Annotated in this window: 22 protein-coding genes; 10 read left to right on the top strand and 12 right to left on the bottom strand. The window is 58.6% G+C overall.

Annotated features, from left to right (window positions below; all coding sequences use genetic code 11):
* Window positions 1–26 precede the first annotated feature (26 nt).
* Window positions 27–1,934 (bottom strand): molecular chaperone DnaK, encoded by a 1,908-nt coding sequence (gene dnaK / locus ACR0J7_RS07650; RefSeq protein WP_480506882.1) that lies wholly within the window; start codon window positions 1,932–1,934, stop codon window positions 27–29.
* A 212-nt stretch (window positions 1,935–2,146) separates the two neighbouring features.
* Here dnaK and ACR0J7_RS07645 point away from each other — a divergent pair, with 212 nt between their 5' ends.
* On the top strand, window positions 2,147–2,749 hold the full coding sequence (locus ACR0J7_RS07645; RefSeq protein ID WP_480546065.1) for an alpha-ketoglutarate-dependent dioxygenase AlkB family protein: 603 nt from the start codon (window positions 2,147–2,149) through the stop codon (window positions 2,747–2,749).
* Here the strand turns inward: ACR0J7_RS07645 and ACR0J7_RS07640 are convergent.
* Entirely contained in the window at window positions 2,746–3,570 is an 825-nt protein-coding gene (locus ACR0J7_RS07640) for an ABC transporter permease (RefSeq protein ID WP_267364436.1), read from the bottom strand. The two genes, ACR0J7_RS07645 and ACR0J7_RS07640, sit on opposite strands and share 4 nt — an antisense overlap.
* Window positions 3,571–3,692: 122 nt before the next feature.
* Here ACR0J7_RS07640 and cysQ point away from each other — a divergent pair, with 122 nt between their 5' ends.
* The 7 genes from cysQ (at window position 3,693) to ACR0J7_RS07605 (ending at window position 11,723) form a co-directional block, all read left to right on the top strand.
* On the top strand, window positions 3,693–4,490 hold the full coding sequence (cysQ, locus tag ACR0J7_RS07635) for a 3'(2'),5'-bisphosphate nucleotidase CysQ (protein ID WP_480913746.1): 798 nt from the start codon (window positions 3,693–3,695) through the stop codon (window positions 4,488–4,490).
* Window positions 4,490–5,290, top strand: coding sequence for a 3-deoxy-manno-octulosonate cytidylyltransferase family protein (locus tag ACR0J7_RS07630; RefSeq protein WP_480624808.1), 801 nt, complete (start codon window positions 4,490–4,492; stop codon window positions 5,288–5,290). The genes cysQ and ACR0J7_RS07630 overlap by 1 nt, the downstream gene beginning before the upstream one ends.
* 71 nt (window positions 5,291–5,361) lie before the next feature.
* Window positions 5,362–6,345, top strand: coding sequence for a UDP-glucose 4-epimerase GalE (galE, locus tag ACR0J7_RS07625; RefSeq protein ID WP_480622657.1), 984 nt, complete (start codon window positions 5,362–5,364; stop codon window positions 6,343–6,345).
* Window positions 6,346–6,352: 7 nt separating this feature from the next.
* A complete protein-coding gene (locus ACR0J7_RS07620; RefSeq protein ID WP_480913745.1) occupies window positions 6,353–7,396 on the top strand; it encodes a glycosyltransferase family 2 protein in 1,044 nt (347 codons plus the stop codon).
* A 185-nt stretch (window positions 7,397–7,581) separates the two neighbouring features.
* Window positions 7,582–8,568 carry a glycosyltransferase family 2 protein gene (locus tag ACR0J7_RS07615; RefSeq protein WP_480913743.1) on the top strand — a complete coding sequence of 329 codons (987 nt, stop codon included), beginning with the start codon at window positions 7,582–7,584 and terminating at the stop codon, window positions 8,566–8,568.
* Window positions 8,565–10,265 carry a DUF5927 domain-containing protein gene (locus ACR0J7_RS07610; protein WP_480913741.1) on the top strand — a complete coding sequence of 567 codons (1,701 nt, stop codon included), beginning with the start codon at window positions 8,565–8,567 and terminating at the stop codon, window positions 10,263–10,265. Before ACR0J7_RS07615 ends, ACR0J7_RS07610 begins: the two co-directional genes overlap by 4 nt.
* A gap of 6 nt (window positions 10,266–10,271) precedes the next feature.
* Window positions 10,272–11,723: a nodulation protein NodH gene (locus ACR0J7_RS07605; RefSeq protein ID WP_480913739.1), complete on the top strand. Its 1,452-nt coding sequence runs from the start codon at window positions 10,272–10,274 to the stop codon at window positions 11,721–11,723.
* On the opposite strand, the gene ACR0J7_RS07600 is transcribed toward ACR0J7_RS07605, so the two are convergent.
* From ACR0J7_RS07600 to hslO, 8 genes are all read right to left on the bottom strand, one after another.
* Window positions 11,707–12,225 carry a L,D-transpeptidase family protein gene (locus ACR0J7_RS07600; protein WP_480486947.1) on the bottom strand — a complete coding sequence of 173 codons (519 nt, stop codon included), beginning with the start codon at window positions 12,223–12,225 and terminating at the stop codon, window positions 11,707–11,709. The genes ACR0J7_RS07605 and ACR0J7_RS07600 overlap by 17 nt on opposite strands.
* Window positions 12,226–12,285: 60 nt before the next feature.
* The gene (locus tag ACR0J7_RS07595; RefSeq protein WP_480486945.1) at window positions 12,286–13,071 is read right to left on the bottom strand and encodes an ion transporter; all 786 of its coding nucleotides are present in this window, start codon (window positions 13,069–13,071) and stop codon (window positions 12,286–12,288) included.
* A gap of 21 nt (window positions 13,072–13,092) precedes the next feature.
* Window positions 13,093–14,322 carry a class I SAM-dependent RNA methyltransferase gene (locus ACR0J7_RS07590; RefSeq protein ID WP_480913737.1) on the bottom strand — a complete coding sequence of 410 codons (1,230 nt, stop codon included), beginning with the start codon at window positions 14,320–14,322 and terminating at the stop codon, window positions 13,093–13,095.
* A gap of 39 nt (window positions 14,323–14,361) precedes the next feature.
* Window positions 14,362–16,194, bottom strand: a complete 1,833-nt coding sequence (locus ACR0J7_RS07585; protein WP_209598978.1) for an ABC transporter ATP-binding protein — start codon at window positions 16,192–16,194, stop codon at window positions 14,362–14,364.
* Complete coding sequence (locus ACR0J7_RS07580) at window positions 16,191–18,029, bottom strand: ABC transporter ATP-binding protein (RefSeq protein ID WP_480913735.1); 1,839 nt, start codon at window positions 18,027–18,029, stop codon at window positions 16,191–16,193. The genes ACR0J7_RS07585 and ACR0J7_RS07580 overlap by 4 nt, the downstream gene beginning before the upstream one ends.
* Before the next feature lie 191 nt (window positions 18,030–18,220).
* Window positions 18,221–19,375 carry a CCA tRNA nucleotidyltransferase gene (locus ACR0J7_RS07575; RefSeq protein ID WP_480546072.1) on the bottom strand — a complete coding sequence of 385 codons (1,155 nt, stop codon included), beginning with the start codon at window positions 19,373–19,375 and terminating at the stop codon, window positions 18,221–18,223.
* Complete coding sequence (locus ACR0J7_RS07570) at window positions 19,372–19,968, bottom strand: CoA pyrophosphatase (protein ID WP_480482502.1); 597 nt, start codon at window positions 19,966–19,968, stop codon at window positions 19,372–19,374. The genes ACR0J7_RS07575 and ACR0J7_RS07570 overlap by 4 nt, the downstream gene beginning before the upstream one ends.
* Window positions 19,961–20,947, bottom strand: coding sequence for an Hsp33 family molecular chaperone HslO (gene hslO / locus ACR0J7_RS07565; RefSeq protein ID WP_480486934.1), 987 nt, complete (start codon window positions 20,945–20,947; stop codon window positions 19,961–19,963). The genes ACR0J7_RS07570 and hslO overlap by 8 nt, the downstream gene beginning before the upstream one ends.
* A gap of 76 nt (window positions 20,948–21,023) precedes the next feature.
* Here hslO and ACR0J7_RS07560 point away from each other — a divergent pair, with 76 nt between their 5' ends.
* Window positions 21,024–21,467, top strand: a complete 444-nt coding sequence (locus ACR0J7_RS07560) for an NUDIX hydrolase (protein WP_267363745.1) — start codon at window positions 21,024–21,026, stop codon at window positions 21,465–21,467.
* Here the strand turns inward: ACR0J7_RS07560 and ACR0J7_RS07555 are convergent.
* Window positions 21,464–22,738, bottom strand: coding sequence for a PP2C family protein-serine/threonine phosphatase (locus ACR0J7_RS07555; RefSeq protein WP_480913733.1), 1,275 nt, complete (start codon window positions 22,736–22,738; stop codon window positions 21,464–21,466). The two genes, ACR0J7_RS07560 and ACR0J7_RS07555, sit on opposite strands and share 4 nt — an antisense overlap.
* 162 nt (window positions 22,739–22,900) lie before the next feature.
* Here ACR0J7_RS07555 and ACR0J7_RS07550 point away from each other — a divergent pair, with 162 nt between their 5' ends.
* Window positions 22,901–23,230, top strand: coding sequence for an Hpt domain-containing protein (locus ACR0J7_RS07550; RefSeq protein ID WP_480913731.1), 330 nt, complete (start codon window positions 22,901–22,903; stop codon window positions 23,228–23,230).
* Here the strand turns inward: ACR0J7_RS07550 and ilvA are convergent.
* Window positions 23,227–24,453 carry a threonine ammonia-lyase IlvA gene (gene ilvA, locus ACR0J7_RS07545; RefSeq protein WP_480538375.1) on the bottom strand — a complete coding sequence of 409 codons (1,227 nt, stop codon included), beginning with the start codon at window positions 24,451–24,453 and terminating at the stop codon, window positions 23,227–23,229. The genes ACR0J7_RS07550 and ilvA overlap by 4 nt on opposite strands.
* Window positions 24,454–24,464 lie beyond the last annotated feature (11 nt).

Below are 24,464 nucleotides of genomic sequence, written 5' to 3'. Positions count from 1 at the left end.
CCGGCCTACATTGGCCCGGTTACCCGTTAGTTACGCTTGTCGTCGTCCAGATCTTCGAACTCGGCATCGACGATATCGTCATCACCATGTGCGGCATCTGCCGCGGCAGGCTCGTCCTCGGCCTCTTCGGACTGCGCCTTGTAGATGGCCTCACCCAGCTTCATCGCTGCTTCGGTGACGTTCTGGATGCCAGACTTGATCTTGTCGGCATTGTTGGTTTCCAGCTCGTCCTTGAGTGCCGCGATCGCCAGTTCGATAGCTTCGATCGTGGTCGGGTCGACCTTGTCGGCATGCTCTTCCATCGACTTTTCGGTCGAGTGGATGAGGCTTTCCGCCTGGTTCTTGGCGTCGACCAGCTCGCGGCGTTCCTTGTCGGCTTCCGCGTTCTCTTCGGCGTCCTTGACCATCTTTTCGATGTCTTCGTCGGACAGACCGCCCGATGCCTGGATTGTGATCTTCTGTTCCTTGCCGGTGCCTTTGTCCTTGGCCGAAACCGAGACAATGCCGTTGGCGTCGATGTCAAAAGTCACCTCGATCTGGGGCATGCCACGCGGTGCGGGCGGGATGTCTTCGAGGTTGAACTGACCGAGGATCTTGTTGTCCGCAGCCATTTCACGCTCGCCCTGGAACACGCGGATGGTCACGGCGTTCTGGTTGTCCTCGGCGGTCGAGAAGACCTGAGACTTTTTCGTCGGGATCGTGGTGTTGCGGTCGATCAGGCGGGTGAACACGCCACCCAGCGTCTCGATGCCCAGCGACAGCGGGGTCACGTCCAGCAGAACCACGTCCTTGACGTCGCCCTGAAGAACACCGGCCTGAATGGCGGCACCCATGGCAACCACTTCGTCCGGGTTCACACCCTTGTGCGGCTCTTTGCCAAAGAACTTCGTGACCTCTTCGATCACTTTCGGCATCCGGGTCATACCACCGACCAGAACAACCTCGTCCACGTCAGCAGCCGACAGACCGGCGTCTTTCAGAGCAGCCTGGCACGGCTTCATCGACTTCTTGATCAGATCACCGACCAGGGATTCCAGCTTGGCACGGGTCAGTTTCATGACCATGTGCAGCGGCTGACCGTTCGAACCCATCGAGATGAACGGCTGGTTGATCTCGGTCTGCGAGGTCGAGCTGAGTTCGATCTTGGCTTTTTCGGCGGCTTCTTTCAGACGCTGCAAGGCCATCTTGTCAGCAGACAGATCGACACCGTGTTCCTTTTTGAACTCATCCGCCAGGTAGTTGACGATGCGCATGTCAAAGTCTTCACCACCCAGGAAGGTGTCGCCGTTGGTCGATTTGACCTCGAACAGGCCGTCGTCAATTTCCAGAATGGTCACGTCGAAGGTACCGCCACCAAGGTCATAGACTGCGATGGTTTGGGTTTCCTGCTTGTCCAGACCATAGGCCAGAGCGGCAGCTGTCGGTTCATTGATGATCCGCAGCACTTCCAGACCGGCGATTTTACCGGCGTCTTTGGTGGCCTGACGCTGTGCGTCGTTGAAGTATGCGGGAACGGTGATGACCGCCTGCGTGACTTCCTCACCCAGATAGCTTTCCGCGGTTTCCTTCATCTTACCCAGAGTGAAGGCCGAAATCTGGCTTGGGGAGTATTTTTCACCGCGGGCCTGAACCCATGCGTCGCCATTGCCACCATCAACGATGGTATAGGGCACCATTTTCTTGTCTTTTTCGACTTCGGCATCATCCACACGACGACCGATCAGGCGCTTGACGCCAAAGATCGTGTTGTCGGGGTTGGTGACCGCCTGACGCTTTGCAGGCTGACCGACCAGTCGCTCATCTTCAGTGAAGGCGACGATCGAGGGCGTGGTCCGCGCCCCTTCGGCGTTTTCGATAACCTTCGGCTGCGAACCGTCCATGATGGCCACGCACGAGTTTGTGGTCCCGAGGTCAATCCCGATTACTTTTCCCATTTTTGCAATCCCTTTCTCTTCAAGGCGATGTCTCGACGACAGGACCCGTTTCGGCATCCCGCCCCCGATCTGATGTGCGCGACAGCACTACCATCGCGCGTCCCGGCGTATATAAGGGCGAGACCAGAGGCCTGCAAGCACCGTAGAACGCAGGTTTTAGGGATTCTGATGCCTTTTTTGGCAAGGAATTGGAAAGGATTGGGGTTTCTGGAATGGCGCGATTGGTTTTGCGGGGGTTCGATATCAGGAAAGGTTATCTTGATCCTGAGGCCCAGTCGCGGGTGATCGCGGATTTGCGCCCGATTCTGAAAGCTGCGCCCCTGTTCCGGCCTGTTACCCCCTCGGGCAAGGAGATGTCGGTTCGGATGACCTCGGCCGGTGATCTGGGTTGGGTGACCGACAAGGCAGGATACCGATATCAGGATCAGCACCCCAAAGGTGGAATATGGCCGGAAATCCCCGCCACCATTCTGGATATCTGGCGTGATCTGGTCAGCACCGAGCGAGCGCCCGATTGCTGTTTGGTCAACTATTACGGGGAAGGCGCAAAAATGGGCCTGCATCAGGACAAGGACGAGGCAGATTTTTCATGGCCCGTCCTGTCGGTTTCGCTGGGCGACGATGCCTTGTTTCGGATTGGCAGCACGACGCGCGGCGGCAAGACCGAGTCGATCTGGCTGAGCTCGGGGGATGTGGTTGTCATGGGTGGTCCGGCGCGGCTTGCCTATCACGGTGTGGATCGGATCAGGTTCGGATCCTCGCGCCTGTTGCCCAAAGGCGGGCGCATAAACCTTACGCTGCGGGTCGCGCGCTAGCGGCGCGCATTCCAGCTTTTCGAGACGTGCTGACGGGTAAAGAATTCACCCATAAGACCGATCATCAACAGGGCGATTCCAACCCAGGCCGCGTATTCCCAGCTGGTGTTTCTTGGATAATAGTTGCGGAACACGAACCCGCGGGTCTGGTCGATGATGTGAAACAGCGGGTTCCAGGCAAACATCATCAACAGCCCGCCACCCAATGCGTTCGCAATGAACATCTTGCCGGAAAACACCATGTTCAGACGGCGATATATATTGGTTAGCATCGAAACGGTCGTCGGGGCCCACGGTTTCAACGCCATGAACACAAGCCCCACCGCGCAGCCGGTAAACCAGGCCAGCACCAGCATTGCGAAGGCGCCGCCGGGGTTCTGCACCTCAAGCGGAGCAACCGCGACACTGTAGACGAACAGGATGATGAACATGGCCAACAGGAACTTATAGAAAGTGCTGAAGGCCGCCGCGAGAATCGTGACCATAACGTTCATCGGCGAATGCAGCATCATTGGGTTATTGGAGGATCCAACCCCGGAAATCGCGCCGATCGATTGTATGTGCAACATGAACGGGAACACGCCCGACAGGACATACAGCAGAAATTCGCCCCTGATCCTGGCGACCCCGCCCCGGCCCATCAGCGACATGAGCAGATAGAACGTGACCATCATCACCAGCAATTGCACAACGTTGAGCAGGATCGCGATCACCGCATTCGGATGCTGCGCGCGCACGTTCCGCACCACCGCGTGGAACACCAGTTCCGCAGTCGTCAGTGCACCGCCCAGCAGCGTTTGATTGCGCTTGTAATAGAACACTTAAAGGGTCTTTCCTGCCTCGTCGTCCCTAACCTGGCATGAATATCTTGCCGTTCGGTAACCGTCGCATCATAAGTCGGTCACGAGTTTGGATCAACAAACCACAGGAACGGAGCATTTTTGTGACCTACGACGCGCTTATTCCCGTCATCCGGCGTCTGGCCCTTGAGGCAGGCGACAGGATCATGGAAATCTACGAGGCAGACGATTTCGACGTCAAAGTCAAATCAGACTCCAGCCCTGTGACCGATGCGGATGAGGCAGCCGATGCGCTGATTTCAGCCGGGTTGCGTCAGGCGTTCCCCGATATCCTGCTGATCACCGAAGAGCAGGCCGCCTCGCATTCCGAAAAAGGGGATACCTTTCTGATCGTCGATCCGCTGGATGGCACCATGGAATTCATCAACCGCCGTGGCGATTTCACCGTCAACATCGCGCTGGTCGAGAACGGAACACCGACACGGGGCGTGGTCTATGCCCCGGCGCGGGGCCGCATGTTCTATACGCAGGCCGATGGTCAGGCAGTCGAGGAAACGGGCGCGTTTGACAAGGATGCTCCTGGCACCCAGATCCCAATATCTGTCTCTAACCCGGACAATTCCGCGCTTTTGGTCGTGGCCTCAAAATCGCACCGGGATCAGGCCACCGAGGATTACATCAACAAGTATCAGGTCAAGGACAGCAAAAGCGCGGGATCGTCTCTCAAGTTCTGTCTGGTTGCGACGGGCGAGGCGGATCTTTATCCGCGGGTCGGGCGCACGATGGAATGGGACACGGCGGCAGGGCACGCGGTACTGGCCGGGGCCGGAGGCCGGATTGTTCGGTTTGACGATCACGCGCCGCTTGTCTATGGCAAAGAGGGCTATGCGAACCCGTTTTTTATCGCGTACGCTCCGGGTGTTAAGCTGAAGGAGGCCTGATGTCAGTTCTGATCGCCATCCCCGCGCGCTATGCCTCGACCCGGTATCCGGGCAAGCCTTTGGTGCCGCTGACCGGCGCGACCGGCGTTTCGATGACACTGATCGAACGGTCCTGGCGGGCAGCCACTTCTGTTGCGGGCGTGGACCGGGTTGTGGTCGCAACCGATGACGACCGCATCCGCGAACTGTCCGAAGGCTTTGGCGCCGAGGTGGTGATGACCTCGGAAAATTGCCAGAACGGCACCGAACGCTGCGCCGAGACGCACAAGGTTCTGGGCAGCGGATATGACATCGTGGTCAACCTTCAGGGCGATGCACCCCTGACACCGCATTGGTTTGTCGAGGACCTGATCACGGGGCTGCGCGCGGCACCCGATGCTGGCGTGGCCACACCGGTCCTGCGTTGCGACGGGGATGCTTTGAACAGCCTGCTGAACGACCGCAAACATGGCCGCGTTGGCGGAACAACCGCCGTGTTCGGGCGCGACAACAGCGCGATGTATTTCTCGAAAGAGGTCGTGCCTTTCACCTCAGAAACCTATGGCGGGGATGAACCCACGCCGGTGTTTCACCATGTCGGCGTCTATGCCTATCGGCCCGATGCGTTGGCGGCCTATCCGGGCTGGCCAACAGGCCCTCTGGAAAAGCTGGAAGGTCTTGAACAACTCAGGTTCATGGAAAATGGCCGCAAGGTTCTGTGCGTCGAGGTTGACGCCAAGAGCCGTCAGTTCTGGGAGCTGAACAACCCGCAGGACGTGCCCAAGATCGAAGAGATGATGGCTGCGATGGGGCTGGAGTAGCCGGTTTTGCCCATGACGCCCCGCGGTTCCCATATCTCGATGACAGGCAATCTGGTTCCAAAGGACGCTTCATGAAACCAATCCTCGTGACCGGTGGTGCCGGATATATCGGGTCGCATGCCTGCAAGGCGCTTGCGCAGGCGGGCTATGTTCCCGTGACCTATGACAATCTGGTCACGGGCTGGCAGGATGCGGTGAAATACGGGCCGTTTGAACAGGGCGACCTGTTGGACCGGGCACGCCTGGACGAGGTATTTGCCAAACACAAGCCGGTTGCGGTGATGCATTTTGCGGCGCTCAGCCAAGTGGGCGACGCGATGCAGCAGCCCGGTTTGTACTGGTCGAACAATGTGACCGGATCGCTGACGCTGGTCGAGGCTGCGGTTGCGGCGGGCTGTCTGGATTTCGTGTTCTCGTCCACATGCGCCACCTATGGCGAACATGACAATGTGGTGCTGGACGAGGCCACCGCCCAACACCCGCTGAATGCCTATGGTGCATCGAAGCGCGCGATCGAGGACATCCTGAGGGATTTCGAAGCGGCCCATGGGCTGCGCCATGTCATTTTCCGGTATTTCAACGTTGCTGGTGCCGATCCCGAAGGCGAAGTGGGCGAATTTCACCGGCCTGAAACTCACCTGATCCCCCTGATGCTGGATGCGATTGATGGCAAGCGCGAGGGTTTGACCGTTTTTGGCACCGATTACGATACGCCGGACGGCACATGTATCCGCGATTATGTCCATGTCTGTGATCTGGTCGACGCACATGTTCTGGGGCTGGGCTGGCTGGAACAGGGAAAAGAAAGCCGTGTTTTCAATCTGGGCACCGGCTCGGGGTTTTCCGTGCTTGAGGTGATCGAGCATTCCAAATCCGTTACCAACCGTCCGGTACCGTATTCGGTCGGTACCCGACGGGCGGGCGATTGCACCAAGCTGGTGTCCGGCTCTGTCCGCGCCCAAACCGAACTGGGATGGAAGCCGAAAAGGTCAACGTTAGAGACGATGATTGCGGATGCCTGGCGCTGGCATCAGAACGGCCACTACGAGAAATGAGGCCCCGGTGACGTCCAATACGGTTCAGACACTTCCTGATATCGGTTGGCAACAGGAATACCGGTTGCGCTGGAAACGGCGACGCCTTCTTTGGCGCTCGATGCGCAGCCGACATCAACTGACCTGCCTGAAAGATCAGACAAGCAGAATACGGGGCGGCGACGTGCTGGCCTTTACCACCTTGCGCAATGAGATTACCCGCCTGCCGTGGTTCTTCCGTCACTATCGCCAGCTGGGCGTGAACCATTTTCTGATCGTCGACAACGGCAGCGATGACGGATCGGCTGAATTTCTGCAGGATCAACCGGATGTTTCCCTTTGGCAGACCCGGTCCAGCTATCGCGGATCACGCTTTGGGCTGGACTGGCTCAGCTGGCTACAGATGCGTTACGGCCATGGCCACTGGTGCCTGATGGTCGACGCGGATGAGTTGCTGGTTTATGCCCGGCACGACCGCCATTCCCTGCATGAGCTCACAGAATGGCTGGACCGGCAGGGGCGGGTCGGGTTTGGCGCTTTGATGCTGGATCTGTATCCAAAAGGGCCGTTGGGCGGCCAAACCTATGACCCGGACACGGCCCCGATCGAGGTGCTGAACTGGTTTGACGCAGGCCCGTATCGCGCGCAGCGGCAAAGCCCGATGGGAAACCTTTGGGTTCAGGGCGGCGCACGCGAGCGGGTGTTTTTTACCCAAACGCAGCAGCGATCCCCCACACTGAACAAGATCCCGCTCATGCGGTGGTCGCGGCGCTATACCTATGTAAACTCGTGCCATTCCGCCCTACCCCGTCGTCTGAACGCAGTGTATGACGGGCCAAGCGGCGACACCCCGTCCGGCGTGCTGCTGCACACGAAATTTCTGCCGGACATTATTGAAAAATCCAAAACTGAAAAGCTGCGCCGCCAGCATTTTCATGACCCGAACCAGTTCGGCACGTATTACGATCAGATACTCAGTCAACCAGACATGTGGACCCCGCACTCGGTGCGCTATACCGGCTGGTCGCAGTTGCTGGAGATGGGGCTGATGCGTGACGGCGGCTGGTCTTGAAAACAAATCGGGGGGATCAACGGCACCTTTACCATTTCCGGGGTTTAAAAAAGTTGCCTCAGAAGAGGTAGAAGTGGCATAAACCGACAATGCCCTGTCGCAACCAACGGTCGCGGCGGGTTCGGGGAAAGCTCGCGTTATAATAAAGGTTGGGCAGTCGCGTGAGCCTGTTTGATTCATACAAGATGAGATTGCGGCGCAAGCGCCGTATTCTGCGCTGCCTCAGACGTCGGCGCGAACTTAAGCCCGCCAGCAACAACACGTCTGCCATCCGCCGCGACGATATCCTGTTGATGAGCGTTGTGCGAAACGAGAAAATTCGCCTGCCCTATTTTCTGGAATATTACCGCAAACTGGGTATCGACCATTTTCTGTTCATCGATAATGACAGCGATGACGGCAGTTTTGAATTCCTGAAACAGCAGTCCGATGTATCGGTCTGGCGGACGACTACCAGCTACAAACGTGCAAGCTATGGTCTGGACTGGTCGAATTACATTCTGCGCAAATACGCGCATGGACATTGGGTTCTGAGCGTCGACCCGGATGAGTTTTTCATCTACCCCTTCTGCGACACCCGCCCGATCCGCGCCTTGACAGACTGGCTGGAGGGAAGTGCCGTGCGCAGCTTTGGCACCATGCTGATCGACATGTACCCCGAAGGGTCTGTGGATGCCGAAACCTATCGCGAGGGGCAGGATCCTTTTGAAATCGCACGGTGGTTCGATCCGGGAAATTACACGATCACCAAGAACCCCGATTACAAGAACCTGTGGATTCAAGGGGGCGCCCGGGCGCGTGTGTTCTTTCGCGACAAGCCATCCAAAGCCCCGGCACTGAACAAGATCCCGCTGGTCAAATGGGATCGACGCTATGTCTATGTCAGCTCGACCCACTCGCTTTTGCCGCGCGGGCTGAATCAGGTGTACGACGAATGGGGTGGGGAAAAGGCCAGCGGCTCGTTGCTTCATGCCAAGCTGATTGACACCCTTGGCGACAAGGCGCGTGAAGAATTGCAACGCCGCCAGCATTATAGCGGTTCGGGCGAATACAAGGCCTATGCCGCACAGCTTGAAGACAAGCCCGTATTCTGGTGCGAGTGGTCCGAGGCCTATATCAACTGGCGGCAGCTTGAGATTCTGGGCCTGATGTCAAAGGGAAACTGGGCATGAGCGGTCTGGGCGTCGTCATGCTGGTTCATACCTCGCTGGACCGGGCCGAACAGGTCGCGCGCCATTGGACCGCTGCGGGATGCCCTGTTGTGATCCATGTGGATCGCAAAGTACCGGGTGAAGAATATGCGCGATGTGTTGCGTCCTGTTCGGACAATCCCCGGATCGCATTTTCCAACCGGCATCAATGCGACTGGGGCGGGTGGGGAATCGTTGCTGCCTCACAAAGCGCGTCCGAACTGATGCTGGAGCGATTTCCCGAAACGCGCCACGTCTTCCTGTCGTCGGGGGCCTGCCTGCCGCTGCGCCCGGTTCAGGAGCTGATTGATTACCTGGCCGACCGGCCTCGTGTCGATTTCATCGAAAGCGCGACAACGTCTGATGTCAGCTGGACAATCGGCGGGTTGGATCATGAACGGTTTACGCTGCGGTTCCCGTTTTCCTGGCGAAAACAGCGCGGATTGTTCGACGCATATGTAAAGCTTCAGCGCGCGGTCGGGTTTCGTCGGAAAATCCCCGACGGTTTGGTCCCGCATATGGGCAGCCAGTGGTGGTGCCTGACCCGTCAAACACTGTCTGCCATTTTGCAGGACCCCAAGCGCAAACAATATGACAGCTACTTCCGCCATGTGTGGATCCCGGATGAAAGCTATTTCCAGACATTGGCGCGGCTGTATTCCACACATATCGAGAGCCGATCCCTGACCCTGTCCAAGTTCGACTATCAGGGCCGCCCGCACATCTTCTACGACGATCATCTGCAATTGCTGCGGCGATCAGACTGTTTTGTTGCCCGCAAAATCTGGCCCCGTGCGGAACGGCTGTATCAGGCGTTTCTGACCGATCAGGCCAGTGCGATGAAACCGGCAGAACCCAACCCCGGCAAGATTGACCGCGTGTTTTCCAAGGCGGTCGAACGGCGGACGCGGGGGCGTGACGGGCTGTACATGCAAAGCCGGTTTCCCCGGCACGGCAGTGAAAACGGCCTTACCTCGTCACCCTATTCCGTATTTCAGGGCTTTTCCGAACTGTTTGAAGATTTCGAAGAATGGCTGGCCGCGGCCACTGGCACACGCGTGCACGGGCACCTGTTCGGACCCGAGCGTGCGGAATTTGCAAAGGGTGAAACCATTACAAACGGTGCGCTCAGCGATTGTGCTTTGCTGCGGGATTACAATCCGACGGCCTTTCTGTCGAACCTGATCTGGAACACACGCGGCGAACGCCAGTGTTTCCAGTTCAGCCCCCGCGACACGCAGGACATCAACTGGTTTCTGGCGCGGGACAAGAATGCGCAAATCTCGGTCATCACCGGGGCCTGGGCAATTCCGCTGTTCCGGTCGAACCTGAACTTCTCGGACATCCGGAGCGAGGCCGCGCGTCTGCAACAGATCGAAACCAAACAGCTTGAGGTTTTGACCTCGGTCTGGACCAAGGCGCGGATGCGCAGCTGGTCGCTGGCCGATTTCCTTGAAGCGCCGATGGAGCCCCTGCAGACAATCCTGGACGAGATTGGCGCGCATCAGTCCAGCCACCTGACAGAAGCGCCCACAATGGTCGATCTGTCCGGCTTCGGGAAGTTCCTGCAAAACCTCAAGAACCAGGGTATGCACCCTTACCTGATGGGCGATTTTCCTTCGGACGATGTGTTCGGCCGTCAGACGAAACCCTATCGCAAACCCTATCTGGTGCAGTAATCACCCATGCCAGCCAATTTTAACTACTTCGTTGTTCTGGCTGCCATGCGCACAGGGTCGAACCTTCTTGAGGCCAATCTGAACGCGCTGGAAGGGGTTTCCTGCCATGGCGAAGCCTTCAACCCGCATTTTGCCGGCAACCTGAAGTCCGATACCCTTCTGGGTCTGTCGCTGGAAGACCGCGACGCAAATCCGATGCGGCTGTTGAAGGCAATCAGGTCGGCACCGGGCGACTTGAACGGTTTTCGGTATTTCCAGGACCATGACCCACGCATTCTGAAGCCAGTGCTGAACGATCCACGCTGTGCCAAGATCATTCTCACACGCAATCCGCTGGACAGTTTTCTGTCCCTGAAAATCGCACGCGCCACGCAGCAATGGCTGCTGAAGAACGTGAAGCGCCGCGTCGATGCCCAGGTTGCGTTCGACGGGCTTGAGTTTTCTGAGTATCTCGATCAGGTCCACGGCCACCAACACATGTTGCAGCGGCATTTACAGAAAACCGGTCAGACTGCCTTTTTCATCACCTATGACGACCTGGCCGAGTTGGACGTTCTGAACGGTCTGGCCGCATGGCTGGGGGTTGAGGCGCGGCTGAGCAAGCTGGACGACACTCTGAAACCGCAAAACCCGGCACCTGCCGTATCGAAGGTCACCAACCCCGATGAGATGCAAGACGCCCTGTCCAGGTTGGACAGGTTCGGATTGCACCAGCCCACCCGTTTCGAGCCAAACCGAGGGGCGGCGGTACCGCAATATATCGCCGCAGCCAGATCAAATTTGATGTATTTGCCCATTCGCGGCGGAATAGAGCCTGTTATCGCGCAATGGATGGCCGAGCTGGATGGCTGTTCTGCGGACGATCTGGTCACAAACCGGAACCGCAAGGAAATCCGCGCCTGGATGCAAGACCACCCCGGACACCGGAAGTTCACCGTGTTGCGCCACCCGCTGGCACGGGCGCATTCGGCGTTTTGCCAGTACATTCTGGATACCGGGCTTGGCAGTTACAAGATGGTTCGCAATTACCTGCGCAACCGCCTTGACCTGCCGATCCCCGGGCAGGTGCGCGACACCAATTACTCGGTCGAACAGCATCGGGATGCGTTTCTGGCGTTCCTCGGGTTCCTGCGCATGAACCTCAACGGTCAGACGCCGATCCGCGTTGACGGGACGTGGTGCAGCCAGTCCCGCACGCTGGATGGTATTGCCAGCTTTTTGATGCCGGACCTGATTCTGCGGGAAGAAGAGCTGACCACGGCTCTGCCGGATCTGGCCCGCTCAACAGGCCACCCCAATCCGCCGGTTCCCGGCCCGTGCGCGCAAGATGTTCCGTTTACGCTGGATCAGATCTATGACGAACAGCTTGAAGCGCTGGCATCCGAGGTCTACCAGCACGACTATGAAACATTCGGGATTGCAGCGTGGGCGCCTGTGCCCCCTAAGGGCGCAGGGTGATCAGCGTCCCTCGGTTGACCATCGCATAGATTTCTTCGATCTCGTCATTCTTGACCGCGATGCATCCCGCGGTCCAATCCGGAGTTTTCTTGGCGCGTTTGAACTCGGATCGTAGATTTGGCTGCCCGTGAATGAAGATGTCCCCACCGGGATCAACTCCCGCAGCCTTAGCCTTGGCGATGTCCTGAGAGTTGGGATACGATATCCCGATAGACAGGTGATACCGGCTGTTGGGGTTGTGCCGATCGATCAGGTAACTTCCTTCGGGCGTGCGGCCGTCTCCGCGTTTGGTTTTTGTGCCCTGCGGCGCAAATCCCAGATCCACATCATATTCCTTGAGGACTTTTTCGTGGTGCAACAAATAAAGTTTGCGCGCGCCCTTGTTGACCACCAGCGAGGTGACCTCGGGCCCATCATAAGTCAGAAAATTTGGTCGGGCTGATGCACAAGCCGATAGGCCCAGCGTTGCTACCGCCCCCAATCCGAATGCTCGACGATCCATGTTTCACTGCCTGCTTTGTTTTTTTGGGGCTTATTATGCCAAAAAACGCGAAAACTGAAATCACTTTTTGATGTTCAAGTTTTCGGTCAGATGCCGCTCGATGCTCTCCAAGCGTTCCAGAACCTCATCACGATACGCATCAGTTTTGACCTCATCCTCTGCATGGTGCGCGTCCTGCATGGAATTTACGATCAGACCCACCAATAGGTTCACCACCGCAAAGGTTGTGACCATAATGAAGGGGACGAAGAACAGCCAGGCATAGGGATAAACCTCCATCACCGGGCGGACGATCCCCATCGACCAGCTTTCAAGCGTCATGATCTGAAACAGTGTATAGGCCGACAGGCCAAGATCGCCGAACCAATCCGGGAAGGTTGCCGAGAACAGCTTGGTCGAGATCACGGCACCGATATAGAACAGAATTGCCATCAGCAGGAAAACACTGGCCATTCCCGGTAGGGCCGAGATGAACCCTTCAACCACCCGGCGCAGTCTTGGCGCAACGGAAATCACGCGCAATACCCGCAGGATTCGCAGGGCTCGCAGAACGGAAAGACCTCCGGCGCTGGGAACAAGCGCAATGCCGACGATCAGGAAATCGAAATTGTTCCAGCCGTTTGTGAAAAACCTGCGTCCGGTCGCGGTCAGCTTCATGGCGATTTCCGCCACAAAGATCGCAAGGCACAGCTTGTCCAGCATCACGATCAGCGGCCCGGCGGCTTCCATCAGGGTCGGCGACGTCTCCATCCCCAAAAGCACTGCGTTAAAGATGATGACAGCCGTTATGAATTGCCCGAATGCAGGCGCTTCGATGATGTTCAGCAGACGCTGTCTGAAACCCATGGGTCGCTTTCTCCTGTCTTATCAAGATGCGGCGTTCAGGGTAAACCGCGCAGCAAGTTCCGTATGTGACGACCATCGAAACTGGTCAACGACCTGCACCCATTCAAGGGTATAGCCAGCGTTAACCAATATTTTTGCATCGCGCGCGAAGGTGACGGGGTTGCACGAGACATAGGCAATCACCGGGCGTCTGGCCTGTACCAGCTCGGCCACCTGTGCCTCGGCACCAGCGCGGGGCGGGTCCAGAACGACTGCGTCAAACGATTTCAGTTCATCCGGCATCAATGGACGACGGAACAGGTCGCGGGCCTCGGTCGTCACGCGTTTCAGACCTTGCGCCCTGCGCCAGCCCTGATCCAGCGCCTGCACCATGTCCGCGGCACCTTCGACCGCGTGAACCTCGGCTTTTTCTGCCAGAGGCAATGAGAATGTGCCGCTGCCCGCAAACAGGTCAACAATTCGTTTCGCACCCCGTGTTGCCTCGGAAACGGCCTGTAATAGAGCCTGTTCTCCGTCCTTGGTCGCCTGAAGGAAGGCACCGGGTGGTGGCGTGACGGCAGCGGCCCCAAAGCGCTGAACCGGAGCGTGGCGCATGGCGATCACTTCACCATCCCAGCTGAGCCGCGCCAGACCGTGATTTTCGGTCGCTTGCGCGAGTGCCAGTTCCAGCGGCCCATCCAAGGGCTTGCCGCCCTTGACGGCCACATCCATCCCGCCCTCGGACAGGGTGAGCGTGACGGCCAAGACGCCCTTGCGGCTGCCGCCCAGAACCGCCAGCGCCTCGGCCACAGGAATTGCGGCGATCAGGGCCGGGTCAAGCAAACGGCAATCCGGGATTTCGGTGATCGTGTCCGATGCACGTCCATGGAACCCGGCCAATGTGCCTTTCTTGGTCCGCCTGACGGCAATCGTGGCGCGTCGGCGCGAGTGTTCGGGTGATGTGTGGATCGGACGCATTGGCGCCTCAACCCCCTGCGCTGAAAGGGCGTTGCGGACAATGCTCAGCTTCCAGTCGGCGACAAACGCGTCGGAGGCGTGTTGCAGCTGACAGCCGCCGCAGGCTTTGTAATGGCGGCACGGGGCTTTCACCCGGACATCAGACGGTACTTCGACGCGGATATCGGTCAGCACCTGATCAACAAGGGTGCCGCTAACGATCTCACCCGGAAGGGTGCGCGGAGCGTAAACGGGCCCATCAGCGATGCCGTCGCCCTGATGGCCAAGCCGGGTGATTGTGTATTTCTGCGTCATGAGGGGCCTGATAGCCGGGCTTTGGGTGCAACAAAACCCTTATTCGGCAGCTTCCGCCTGAATGAAGCCACCAGATTGCCGATGCCAGAACCGGGCATAAAGCCCCCCCTGATCCAAAAGATCCTCGTGCGTTCCGGTTTCCACTATTTGCCCCTGATCCAGAACGATGATCCGGTCCATCTCGCTGAGTGTCGATAATCTGTGGGCGATGGCCAGAACGGTTTTTCCCTGCATCACCCGATGAAGCGCCGACTGAATCGACGCCTCGACCTCGGAATCAAGGGCCGAGGTTGCTTCGTCCAGAACCAGAATGGGCGCATCCTTGAGAATGGCGCGAGCCAGGGCGATCCGTTGCCTTTGGCCGCCGCTGAGCTTTACGCCGCGCTCGCCCAGATGAGCGTCGTAGCCGGTGCGGCCCTGGGCGTCCTTGAGACTCAGGATGAAGTCATGCGCTTCGGCCTTGATTGCCGCTTCGATCAACTCTGCCTCGGACGCGTCCGGGCGACCATAGAGGATGTTTTCGCGGGCGGACCGGTTGAACATCGCCGTTTCCTGCGTGACCATGCCGATCTGGCGGCGCAAACTGTCCTGCGTGACCTGCGACACGTCCTGCCCGTCGATGCAAATAGCACCGTTTTCCCTGTCATAGAGCCGAAGAAGCAGCGAAACGAGCGTTGATTTGCCCGCCCCTGAGGCACCGACAATTCCCAGCTTCTCGCCCGGTTGCACGGTAAGCGTCAGGTCCGTAACACCGCCCACATCCCGGCCGTATGCAAAACTGACATCTTCGAACGTGATGGACCCTTCGGTCACATCAAGATCCTTCGCGCTGCGCGCATCTTCGACCCTGTCCCGTTTGGCCAGCGTCTTCATCCCGTTTTCAATCTCGCCCACATTGGCGTAGAGGCCCATCAGAGTGAAGCTGACCCATCCGGTCATCTGCGAAATCCGGACCGACACCGCACCAGCGGCAACGATGTCACCGGCGGTCGCCGTTCCGAACTGCCATAACCACAGCGTCGCCCCCAGCAGAAGAACAGGCAGAATACCGGCAAGCGCCATCAGGACGAACCGGAAACTGGCCGACAGTTTGCCAAATGCCAGCGATTTTTTCCGCAACTCGACCATTGAATGCCGCGCGGCCTGATCTTCGAAATCCGAGTGTGCAAATAGCTTGACGGTTTTGATGTTGGTGATCGTGTCGACCACCTGCCCCGAAACCATCGCCCGCGCCCCGGCGCGTGCGGCCGAGCGCATGCGAATACGCGGAAGGTACCAGCGCACAAGCAGGAAATAGACCACCAACCAGGCCGCAAAAGGCAGCATCACCAAAGGATGAATAGACCCTAACAAAAGCAAAGAGCCCACCAGCGACGCCAATGCAAACACTATCGCACTGATCGTTTCGGACACGACCGAGGCCATGGCGTTCGACGTTTGCATCTGTTTCTGGGCGATGCGCCCGGCGAAATCATCGTCGAAATAGGTGACAGACTGGCCCAGCGTCCAGCGGTTCAGCTTGGCCAGCACCAAAGGCGTGATGTTGGGCATCACGATATAGTTGTTCGAAATTGAAGACAGCCCAAACAGGATCGGGCGCAGCAGCATGAAGAACACCACCGCCCCAAAGATCATCCACATATTCCCGGCGGTCATGAAATGCTCGGGCCCGCTGGATGTTGCCACATCGATCACACGCCCCAGAATCCATGCTGTTCCAGCCTCCATCGCGCCAGCCAGCGCCGAAAAGAACGCGGCGACAAACAGCATGGGCCAGGCGCCCGAAAGGCTCCAGCGAATGAACGCCCCCAATGTCTGCGGCGGGGGCGTTTCAGTGGTCCTGAACGGATAGATGAGATCGGCAATCTTCATTCAGCGGCCTCCGGGTTCATGAAGCCGCCAGATTGCCGCGCCCAGAACTGCGCGTAAAGGCCGCCCTGCGCCAACAGATCAGAATGCGCGCCCTCTTCGACGATGCGGCCCCCGTCCATCACCAGAATGCGATCCATCTGCGCAATGGTGCTGAGCCGGTGGGCGATGGCGATCACGGTTTTGCCCTGCATCATGCCGTAGAGCGTTTCCTGAATTGACGCTTCGACCTCGGAATCCAACGCCGATGTCGCCTCGTCCAGCAAAAGGATTGGTGCGTCTTTCAGGATCACCCGGGCCAGCGTTACCCGCTGCCGCTGACCACCAGACAACTTTACGCCCCGCTCACCCACATGCGCGTCATACCCGGTGCGCCCCTGCGGATCTTGCAGGTCAAGGATGAACGCATGCGCTTCGGCCTGTTTGGCTGCGGCAATCATCTGCGCCTCGGTCGCGTCCGGGCGGCCGTAAAGGATGTTGTCGCGCACAGACCGGTGCAGCAGCGCACTGTCTTGCTGGACCATGCCGATATGGCTGCGAAGGCTGTCCTGTGTGACACCCGCAATGTTCTGATCATCGATCAGAATGGCACCGCGTTCGACGTCGTAAAACCGCAAAAGGAGCTTTACCAGGGTCGATTTCCCGGCACCCGACCGCCCAATGAGACCGACCTTTTCGCCGGGCTGAATGGTCAGGTTGATGTGGTCAAGCCCACCGGCCTCGCGCCCGTAATGGTGCGAGAGATCGCGAATCCGGATCTCACCCCTGGTCAACCGCAGGGGTTTGGCTTCGCGCGCGTCAAGCAGGTCGATGGGCTGGGCAATGGTCTCCATCCCCTCGGCCACGATACCAAGCTGGCGGAAAAAGCTGGTCAGCGCCCACATGATCCATCCGGTCATGGCGTTCAGGCGCAGGGTCAGCGCGGTTGCTGCCGCAACGACGCCAACCGAAGCGGAACCCTGCATCCACAGGGCAATTGCCCAACCCACGACACCAACGATCAGCACCCCGTTCAGGGTAACCAAAACCGCATCCATGATGGTGAAAATCCGCATCTCGATCTGGAATGTCCGGCGGGTTTCCTCGATCGCTTCACGGGCATAGTCCAGCTCTTGCGGGCCATGGGCGAACATCTTGACGGAATGAATGTTGGTATAGCTGTCCACGACGCGGCCCGTGACGGTTGACCGCGCATCGGATGCCGCCTTGGACGCCGGCCCGACACGGTGAACAGTCCAGCGCACCAGCATCGCGTAGAACGCAAACCAGATCAGCAGCGGGATCAGCAGGCGCGCATCCGCCGCATAAAGCAGGATTGCCGCCCCGATCAGGTAGGCCAGTGAAAAGGAAATCGCGTCAAAGACCTGAAAGATCACCTCACCGGCCGCGGGCGGTGTCTGCATGATCCGGTTGGCAATCCGCCCGGCAAAATCATTCTCGAACCAGCCAACCGACTGACGCAGAACGTGCTTATGGGCGCGCCAGCGGATCAGAGTGCCAAAGTTCGGCAGAATCGTGTTGTTCAGGATCAGTACGTCGACCAGATGCAACAAAGGGCGCAGAAACAGGACAAAGGCCGCGATCAACAGCAGCTCGGTCCCGTGGTTCTGCCACACCTCGGTTGGTGTGCCGCCCAACAGGTCAACGACACGACCCATATAATAGATCAACCCAATCTCGACACCGGCGACGATAATGGAAATCAGCGCAGCCCAGACAAACACCCGATAGAACGGGCGCGAATAGTCAAGCAGAAACGGCCACAGCCGGGTCGGCGGCGTGTCAGCCTCATGATAGGCGACAAAAGGGTCAACAAGGTTTTCGAAATAGCGAAACATGGAGTGTGCTCCGATTGAGCAGAGATAAAGACGTGCGAAGACAGATGGCGCCTGAACACCACCCTTTACGGGGCAAGTGTCCCGGCTTTAGCCGAACCAGATCCCGTAATACATTCGCATTCCTCCATCCATGTGACGGGCGCACCTAACCACAATGGACCAAAGTTGTCATCCCCTTTTGAGACTAAACATTAACTTGCAAGCAAGTCCTCGCGCGACAGCGCAAAACCCGACGCGATCCACCGGCTTTCAAGCTCGGCCAGCTTTTGGCCCAGCGCCGGGCCGGTAAACCCGGGGATCAGGTCTTTGGCCTGTATCGGGAAACGCGCGGCTGCGCCTGCGTGCAGGTCCTGTCTGAAGCTTTCGGACCAGGGCTGTTCGAAAAACGCGCACCGCAGAAGGGTTTTGTTCAACCCGCCTTCGTCACCATACCGATAGCCCAGTTCAGCCACGCTGGTGGTTGACTGCGCTTCGCTCCGCATTCCGGTAAGGCGTTGCAGTTGCGAACGGCTCAGGCGCAGGGTTGCGGCGTCATCGGGTGTCGCGATGGCCGCCAGACGGCGCACGGGGTTCGGTTCGGCACCTGCCGCATGTTCCAAAGCGACCAGAGGTGCCAGTGACCGGTCATCCGCGCCCGGCAGCAACTTTGCCAATACGCCCGTGCTGCGCATCGTCGCAATGGCCGGGGCCGGATCAGGCGCGCCCAGCAGTTTCAGCAGTTCCGCCCCGACGCGTTCCCGCGACAACGAGGTCAGCCCGTCAAGATTGGCACCAATGGCAGCCAGCGCGTCCGGGTCGAAACCGGCATCCGGGTCGCCATACCATGCGTGAAACCGGAAATAGCGCAGTGACCGCAGATAGTCTTCGCGAATGCGGTCCTCTGCTTCACCGATGAACCGCACCCGCCGGGCCCGAAGGTCGGGAAGCCCGCCAAGCGGGTCTAACACAGTGCCATCGGGCCTTGCATAAAGTGCATTCATGGTAAAATCGCGCCGCGCAGCATCTTCTTCGACGTGATCGGAAAAGGCGATGACAGCGCGGCGACCATCGGTTTCGACGTCACGCCGGAAAGTGGTGATCTCGTGCGGGATACCGGCGCTGACCACTGTAATCGTGCCATGGTCGATACCGGTGGGGATGGCCTTGAGGCCCGCAGCCTGCGCCATCTCGACAACCTGTTCAGGCCGGGCGTCAGTGGCAATGTCGATATCCGAAACCGGCGCGCCCAGCAGCGCATTGCGCACGCACCCGCCCACAAAAAGCGCTTGCGCCCCGGATGAGGTCAGGGCGGCGCATACCTTTTGGGTCGCCGGTTCGCTGACCCAAAGTTCTTCAATCTGCATCATTCATTCACCCGTGCAGCAAGCCCGCGCAATATGCGGGCCGTCGCGCCCCATATGTAATAAGGGCCGTACGGAACTGTGTAATATCTGCGTTTCTGGCCACGCCAGCGGCGCGATTCAACCAGATAGTTCTTGGGATTCAAGAGATGCGCAAGGGGGGTCGAAAAGACTTCGTCGACTTCGCCGGGTTCCGGAACAGGTTGGAATCCCTTTCGAAGAACGGCCACCACGGGTGTAACCGTGAAAGAGGTGACTGTTTCATGCGTCGGCAGGTAACCCAGAATTTCTGGAAGATCCGCGGGAAGACCAATCTCTTCCTGTGCTTCGCGCAGGGCCGTAGCCGTGACATCTGCATCCCCTTCATCCTGTTTGCCGCCGGGGAACGCGATCTGACCCGGATGGTGTTTGAGGGCCGAGGACCGTTTCGTCAGGATCACCCGAGGGGTGTCATCCGCAAGCGAGATTGCAACCAGAACCCCCGCCGGGCGCAGGCGGCGGCCGGGTGGCAGGACAGTATCCGGGTTCAGGTCAAAATCGCTGGACCCGTGACCGGGACGGCGCAGCGCCGTCCGGATCTGTTCAATCGGGTCAAGCACCCTTGCGGTCTTCGGCTTCAAAGCCAACTGTTGATGGATCAAGCACATAATGTGCGCCGCAGAATTGGCAATCTGCGGTGACCTGACCTTCGGGCGTCGTCATCTTTTCGAGGTCCTTTGCCGAATAGATCGACAAGCTCTGCCGAACCCGGTCTTCAGAGCAGGTGCAACCAAACTGCACGGACTGCGCATCATAGACCCGTGGCTGTTCTTCGTGGAACAGCCGGATCAACAAATCAGTCGGCGCAATCGAGGGACCAATCAGCTCAAGATCCTCGACCGTGTCCAGCAGGATATTGACCCGCCCCCAATTCTCGCCCTCTTCACCGTCGACCAGATCGCTGGCGGTCAGGATCTCGCCATTGCCCTCACCCGAGGCGGCAAATGGCGAAGCTTTGGGCATATGCTGCAACATGATGCCGCCGGCACGCCAATGTTCATCCACGCCGGGCTCGGTCGATTTGCCAAAGCTCAGCGAGAACCGGGTTGGCAGCTGCTCGGACTGTGCAAAATAGGCCTCGGCGCAGGCGCTGAGGGAGGCCCCGGTCAGCGGCGTGATACCCTGATAGGGTTGCGTGCCTTCGCCCTGGTCTATCATGATGGCAAAATACCCTTCGCCCACCTGATCGAAGGGGGCCGTATCGGTGAGCCGGTCACGGTCAAAGCTGGCATAGGCCCGGATCTGCGCAGGCTGACCTTCGGCCTTGGGTGCGTAATAGTCGGTCGCAATCATGCGCACCGGCCCCTTGGACTGCACCTGCAACGACAGCTTCCAGCGCAGCGCAACCGTCTGCCCGATCAATGCGGTCAGCAGGGCCATCTCGGCCACCAACGCCTCGACCTGTTCGGGGTAGTCATGCTGCTTCAGGATACCATCCAGCACACCATCCAGGCGGGCCACTCGGCCACGCATATCCGATACATCGAGCTGAAAGGGCAGGACGGTATCGTCCCACGCGATTTTTGTTCCAAGAGACATGGGGTTTCCTTACACGCCACAGGTTGGCATACCGGCACCATATAGGTCGAACAGATTAGGTTGTAAGGGGCCATACATGATCAGGCGGTTCGGTGAAACCCCAGAGCCGGGGCGGAAATACACGCGACGGGTCGGTGTTTACGCACTTTTGCCCCGCAGAAGTCACCTTTTGCTGACCTGCCAGACAGAACCCGGACCCGACCTGCAATTGCCCGGCGGGGGTATTGATCCGGGCGAATCACCCGTTACCGCCCTGCATCGCGAAGTCTTTGAAGAAACCGGGTGGCTTATTGCGGCGCCCCGGCGGATTGGTGCCTTTCGGCGCTTCACCTATATGCCGGAATACGACCTGTGGGCCGAGAAGGTCTGCCTGATCTATCGCGCCCGCCCCGTGCGACGCATAGGCCCGCCGACCGAGGCGTTTCACGAAGCGCTGTGGATGGAAACTGCTGACGCCGTGGGTTTACTGGGAAATGACGGTGACCGGCACTTTGCCGAATTGCATCTCGGGTCGCTTTAAGGTCCGTTATATTCAAAAAAGACGGCCGAGACATCATCGCCGATGCCGTCTTTGGGTGACATCACTTGCGTCAAACGCCAGAACATGTCGTCCAGAAACTCTGACCCGCCCCTTTCCGACATGCTCTGTTGGGCCATCTGACGCAAACCGTCTTCTTCCAGCAAGCCACCACCAGCCAGTTGGCATTCGGTAAACCCGTCCGAGTACAACAGCAGCTTGTCGCCGGGCTGCATCTGCGTCTCGATTTGTTGAAAGCGCGCATCTTCGATCAATCCTATGGGCAAGCCTCCGTCACCAAGAAACTCGGCGCGGCCACCCTGCCGCAGCAGCAGGGGGTGCGGATGCCCGGCCTGTACCATTTTCAGATGCCCGTTGCGCAGGTCAACGATGGCGTAGATCATCGTAAAATACTCTTCGATGCCTTCATCGGCCATCAGGCGGGAATTGAGCGTTTCAGCCACGTATTTCGGCGGAAGAAGTGCATAAAACTTGTCGAACCTCCGCTCCATCGCGACGTTCTGATCGAAATGCTTGCTGGACAGGTACCCCCCCAATCGCGCCGTCATCATGGCCGAGGTGATACCATGACCGGATACATCGATGCTGTAGAACCCGAGCCGGTTCACCCCGGGCGAGAACATCCCCACCAGATCACCGCCGATATGACCACAGGGTTTCAGCAACAGACTGACTTGTGACTTCCCGAATGTCCGGGTCAGTTCGGGAACCAGCGATTCCTGAATTTTTCGCGCCTGCATCAGGTCCTTGTCGATCGCGTCATGCGCCAGCCTGAGTTCCTCGAGCGCGGATTCGATCAGGCGGTTTTTCTGTGAGAGCTCGCGCTGCATGTCCAGAATGCGCGCACCGGCTGAAATTCGGGCGCGCAGTTCGTCCGCCTCAAGCGGCTTGATCAGAAAATCGTCTGCCCCGGCATCCAGACCGCGCGCGACCTCCTGCTTTTCGCTTTTGGATGTCAGAAGGATGAAATAGCTGTATTGATCCGTTTCCAATGCCCGAAACGCACAGCAGAATTCAAGGCCGCTCATCCCCGGCATGACCCAGTCGCTTAGCACAAGATCGGGCGGATTATCGACACAAAGTGCCAAAGCGGCATGGCCTGTATCGGCCTCGATCACCTCGAACCCCCACTTCCTGAGAGAGGCCACCAGAATGCGCCGTTGCAGGCGGCTGTCATCCACCACCAGCACCGTGCGGATCGCGCCGAAATCCAGATCAGCTCTGGTTTCCTCAAAACTCGCACCCGGCACCATTTACCCTCTGCTCTGATGAGTTTCGTCACTGATGGCGACCCTATCGCCGACTGATTTAACATCCGGTGAAGAGTGACGATTGCCGAAGCGTGGCCCCGTTAACCTGCTTTTTACCGGGCGCGTCTATTCAGAACCATGACCATTCATTAGCTGGTGAATATCATGATCCACTGGGCCAGAGTCAGGCAGTTGCGGGATGAAGTCGGCCCCGAGGAATTCGACGAGGTGGTCGAGATATTTCTGGAAGAAGTGCAGGACGTGATCATCCGCCTGCGCCGCGACACCAACCGGGCCGAGCTGGAACAGAACCTGCATTTCCTGAAAGGCAGCGCGTTGAGCCTGGGGTTCGATCAATTCTCGAAACTCTGCCAGGATGGGGAACGGCAGGCCGCGGCAGGGCAAGGGGCCGAGGTTGATCTGACAGCGCTTTTGGCCGCTTTCGACAGCTCGAAAACCATGTTTCAAGCCGAGCTGAATGAGAACCTGACCTAGATCACGAACTGTGCCAGCGTCTCGTCCTCGGTGATGTCGGTATAGGTGAACCCGGCATCGTCCAGATGGGCAAACAGGCGCATGAAGTTTTCGGGCTTGCGGGTTTCGATCCCGATCAGAACCGAGCCGAAATTGCGCGCCGATTTCTTCATGTATTCGAACCGGGCGATATCATCCTCGGGGCCGAGAATATTCAGGAACTCTTTAAGAGCGCCGGGTCGCTGCGGCAGGCGCAGGATGAAGTACTTTTTCACACCGGAGTACCGCTGCGCACGTTCCTTGACCTCGGGCAGGCGTTCGAAATCGAAATTGCCGCCGGATGTCAGGCAGACCACGGTCTTTCCGCGCACAAAGCTTTGGATATCACCTACTGCCTCGATCGCCAGCGCCCCCGCAGGTTCCAGCACGATGCCTTCGACATTCAGCATCTCGATCATGGTGGTGCAGATACGGTCCTCGGACAGGACCAGAACGTCCGACAGGTGACGTGATTTCAACAACTCGAACGGCTTTTCACCGATCCGCCCGACCGCCGCGCCATCGACAAAGGTATCCACATGATCCAGCGAAACAGGATGCCCCGCGGCCAGGGCTGCGCGCAGACAGGCCCCTCCGGCCGGTTCGACGAACAGGCAATGGGTGCGGTCCCCGAACCATGTGGCCACGCCGGCGGACATGCCGCCTCCGCCCACGGGAAGCACAACGTGATCGGGCGCACCACCCATCTGCCTTTCGATTTCAACCGCCAGCGAGGCTTGCCCTTCGATCACATCGGCATCGTCAAAAGGCGACAGGAAATACCCGCCCTGCTGCGTGCACCATGCCTGAGCGGCAGCAAGCGTGTCATCGAAATAGTCACCGATCAGATGAATCTCGACGTTGTCCCCGCCAAAGATACGCGTTTTCTGGATCTTCTGCTGAGGCGTCGTGACCGGCATGAAGATCACGCCCCGGACCCCCATATGCTGGCACATATAGGCCACGCCCTGCGCGTGATTGCCCGCGCTGGCACAGACGAACAGGTTCTGCCCCTGTTGCTTGCGCATGGCGTTAAAGGCACCGCGAATCTTGTAGGAGCGCACCGGGCTCAGGTCTTCGCGCTTGAGCCAGATATCCGCCCCATAACGGTCGGACAGGTGGGCATTGCGCTGCAACGGCGTTGCCGGGAAGACAGAGCGCATCGCCTCTTCGGCGGCGCGGGCGCGGGTCATGAAGTCGGTCATGACCGCTTCCC

The sequence above is a fragment of the Ruegeria sp. O4 genome (assembly GCF_056535125.1).
The sequence above is the reverse complement of the archived record's forward strand: the minus strand, read 5'-3'. Positions and strand labels throughout refer to the sequence as shown.

Coding starts and splice junctions, on each gene's coding strand:
- dnaK (WP_480506882.1), bottom strand. CDS start 1,934: ATGGGAAAAGTAATCGGGATTGACCTCGGGACCACAAACTCGTGCGTG.
- ACR0J7_RS07645 (WP_480546065.1), top strand. CDS start 2,147: ATGGCGCGATTGGTTTTGCGGGGGTTCGATATCAGGAAAGGTTATCTT.
- ACR0J7_RS07630 (WP_480624808.1), top strand. CDS start 4,490: ATGTCAGTTCTGATCGCCATCCCCGCGCGCTATGCCTCGACCCGGTAT.
- galE (WP_480622657.1), top strand. CDS start 5,362: ATGAAACCAATCCTCGTGACCGGTGGTGCCGGATATATCGGGTCGCAT.
- ACR0J7_RS07615 (WP_480913743.1), top strand. CDS start 7,582: ATGAGATTGCGGCGCAAGCGCCGTATTCTGCGCTGCCTCAGACGTCGG.
- ACR0J7_RS07610 (WP_480913741.1), top strand. CDS start 8,565: ATGAGCGGTCTGGGCGTCGTCATGCTGGTTCATACCTCGCTGGACCGG.
- ACR0J7_RS07605 (WP_480913739.1), top strand. CDS start 10,272: ATGCCAGCCAATTTTAACTACTTCGTTGTTCTGGCTGCCATGCGCACA.
- ACR0J7_RS07600 (WP_480486947.1), bottom strand. CDS start 12,225: ATGGATCGTCGAGCATTCGGATTGGGGGCGGTAGCAACGCTGGGCCTA.
- ACR0J7_RS07595 (WP_480486945.1), bottom strand. CDS start 13,071: ATGGGTTTCAGACAGCGTCTGCTGAACATCATCGAAGCGCCTGCATTC.
- ACR0J7_RS07590 (WP_480913737.1), bottom strand. CDS start 14,322: ATGACGCAGAAATACACAATCACCCGGCTTGGCCATCAGGGCGACGGC.
- ACR0J7_RS07585 (WP_209598978.1), bottom strand. CDS start 16,194: ATGAAGATTGCCGATCTCATCTATCCGTTCAGGACCACTGAAACGCCC.
- ACR0J7_RS07580 (WP_480913735.1), bottom strand. CDS start 18,029: ATGTTTCGCTATTTCGAAAACCTTGTTGACCCTTTTGTCGCCTATCAT.
- ACR0J7_RS07575 (WP_480546072.1), bottom strand. CDS start 19,375: ATGATGCAGATTGAAGAACTTTGGGTCAGCGAACCGGCGACCCAAAAG.
- hslO (WP_480486934.1), bottom strand. CDS start 20,947: ATGTCTCTTGGAACAAAAATCGCGTGGGACGATACCGTCCTGCCCTTT.
- ACR0J7_RS07560 (WP_267363745.1), top strand. CDS start 21,024: ATGATCAGGCGGTTCGGTGAAACCCCAGAGCCGGGGCGGAAATACACG.
- ACR0J7_RS07555 (WP_480913733.1), bottom strand. CDS start 22,738: ATGGTGCCGGGTGCGAGTTTTGAGGAAACCAGAGCTGATCTGGATTTC.
- ACR0J7_RS07550 (WP_480913731.1), top strand. CDS start 22,901: ATGATCCACTGGGCCAGAGTCAGGCAGTTGCGGGATGAAGTCGGCCCC.
- ilvA (WP_480538375.1), bottom strand. CDS start 24,453: ATGACCGACTTCATGACCCGCGCCCGCGCCGCCGAAGAGGCGATGCGC.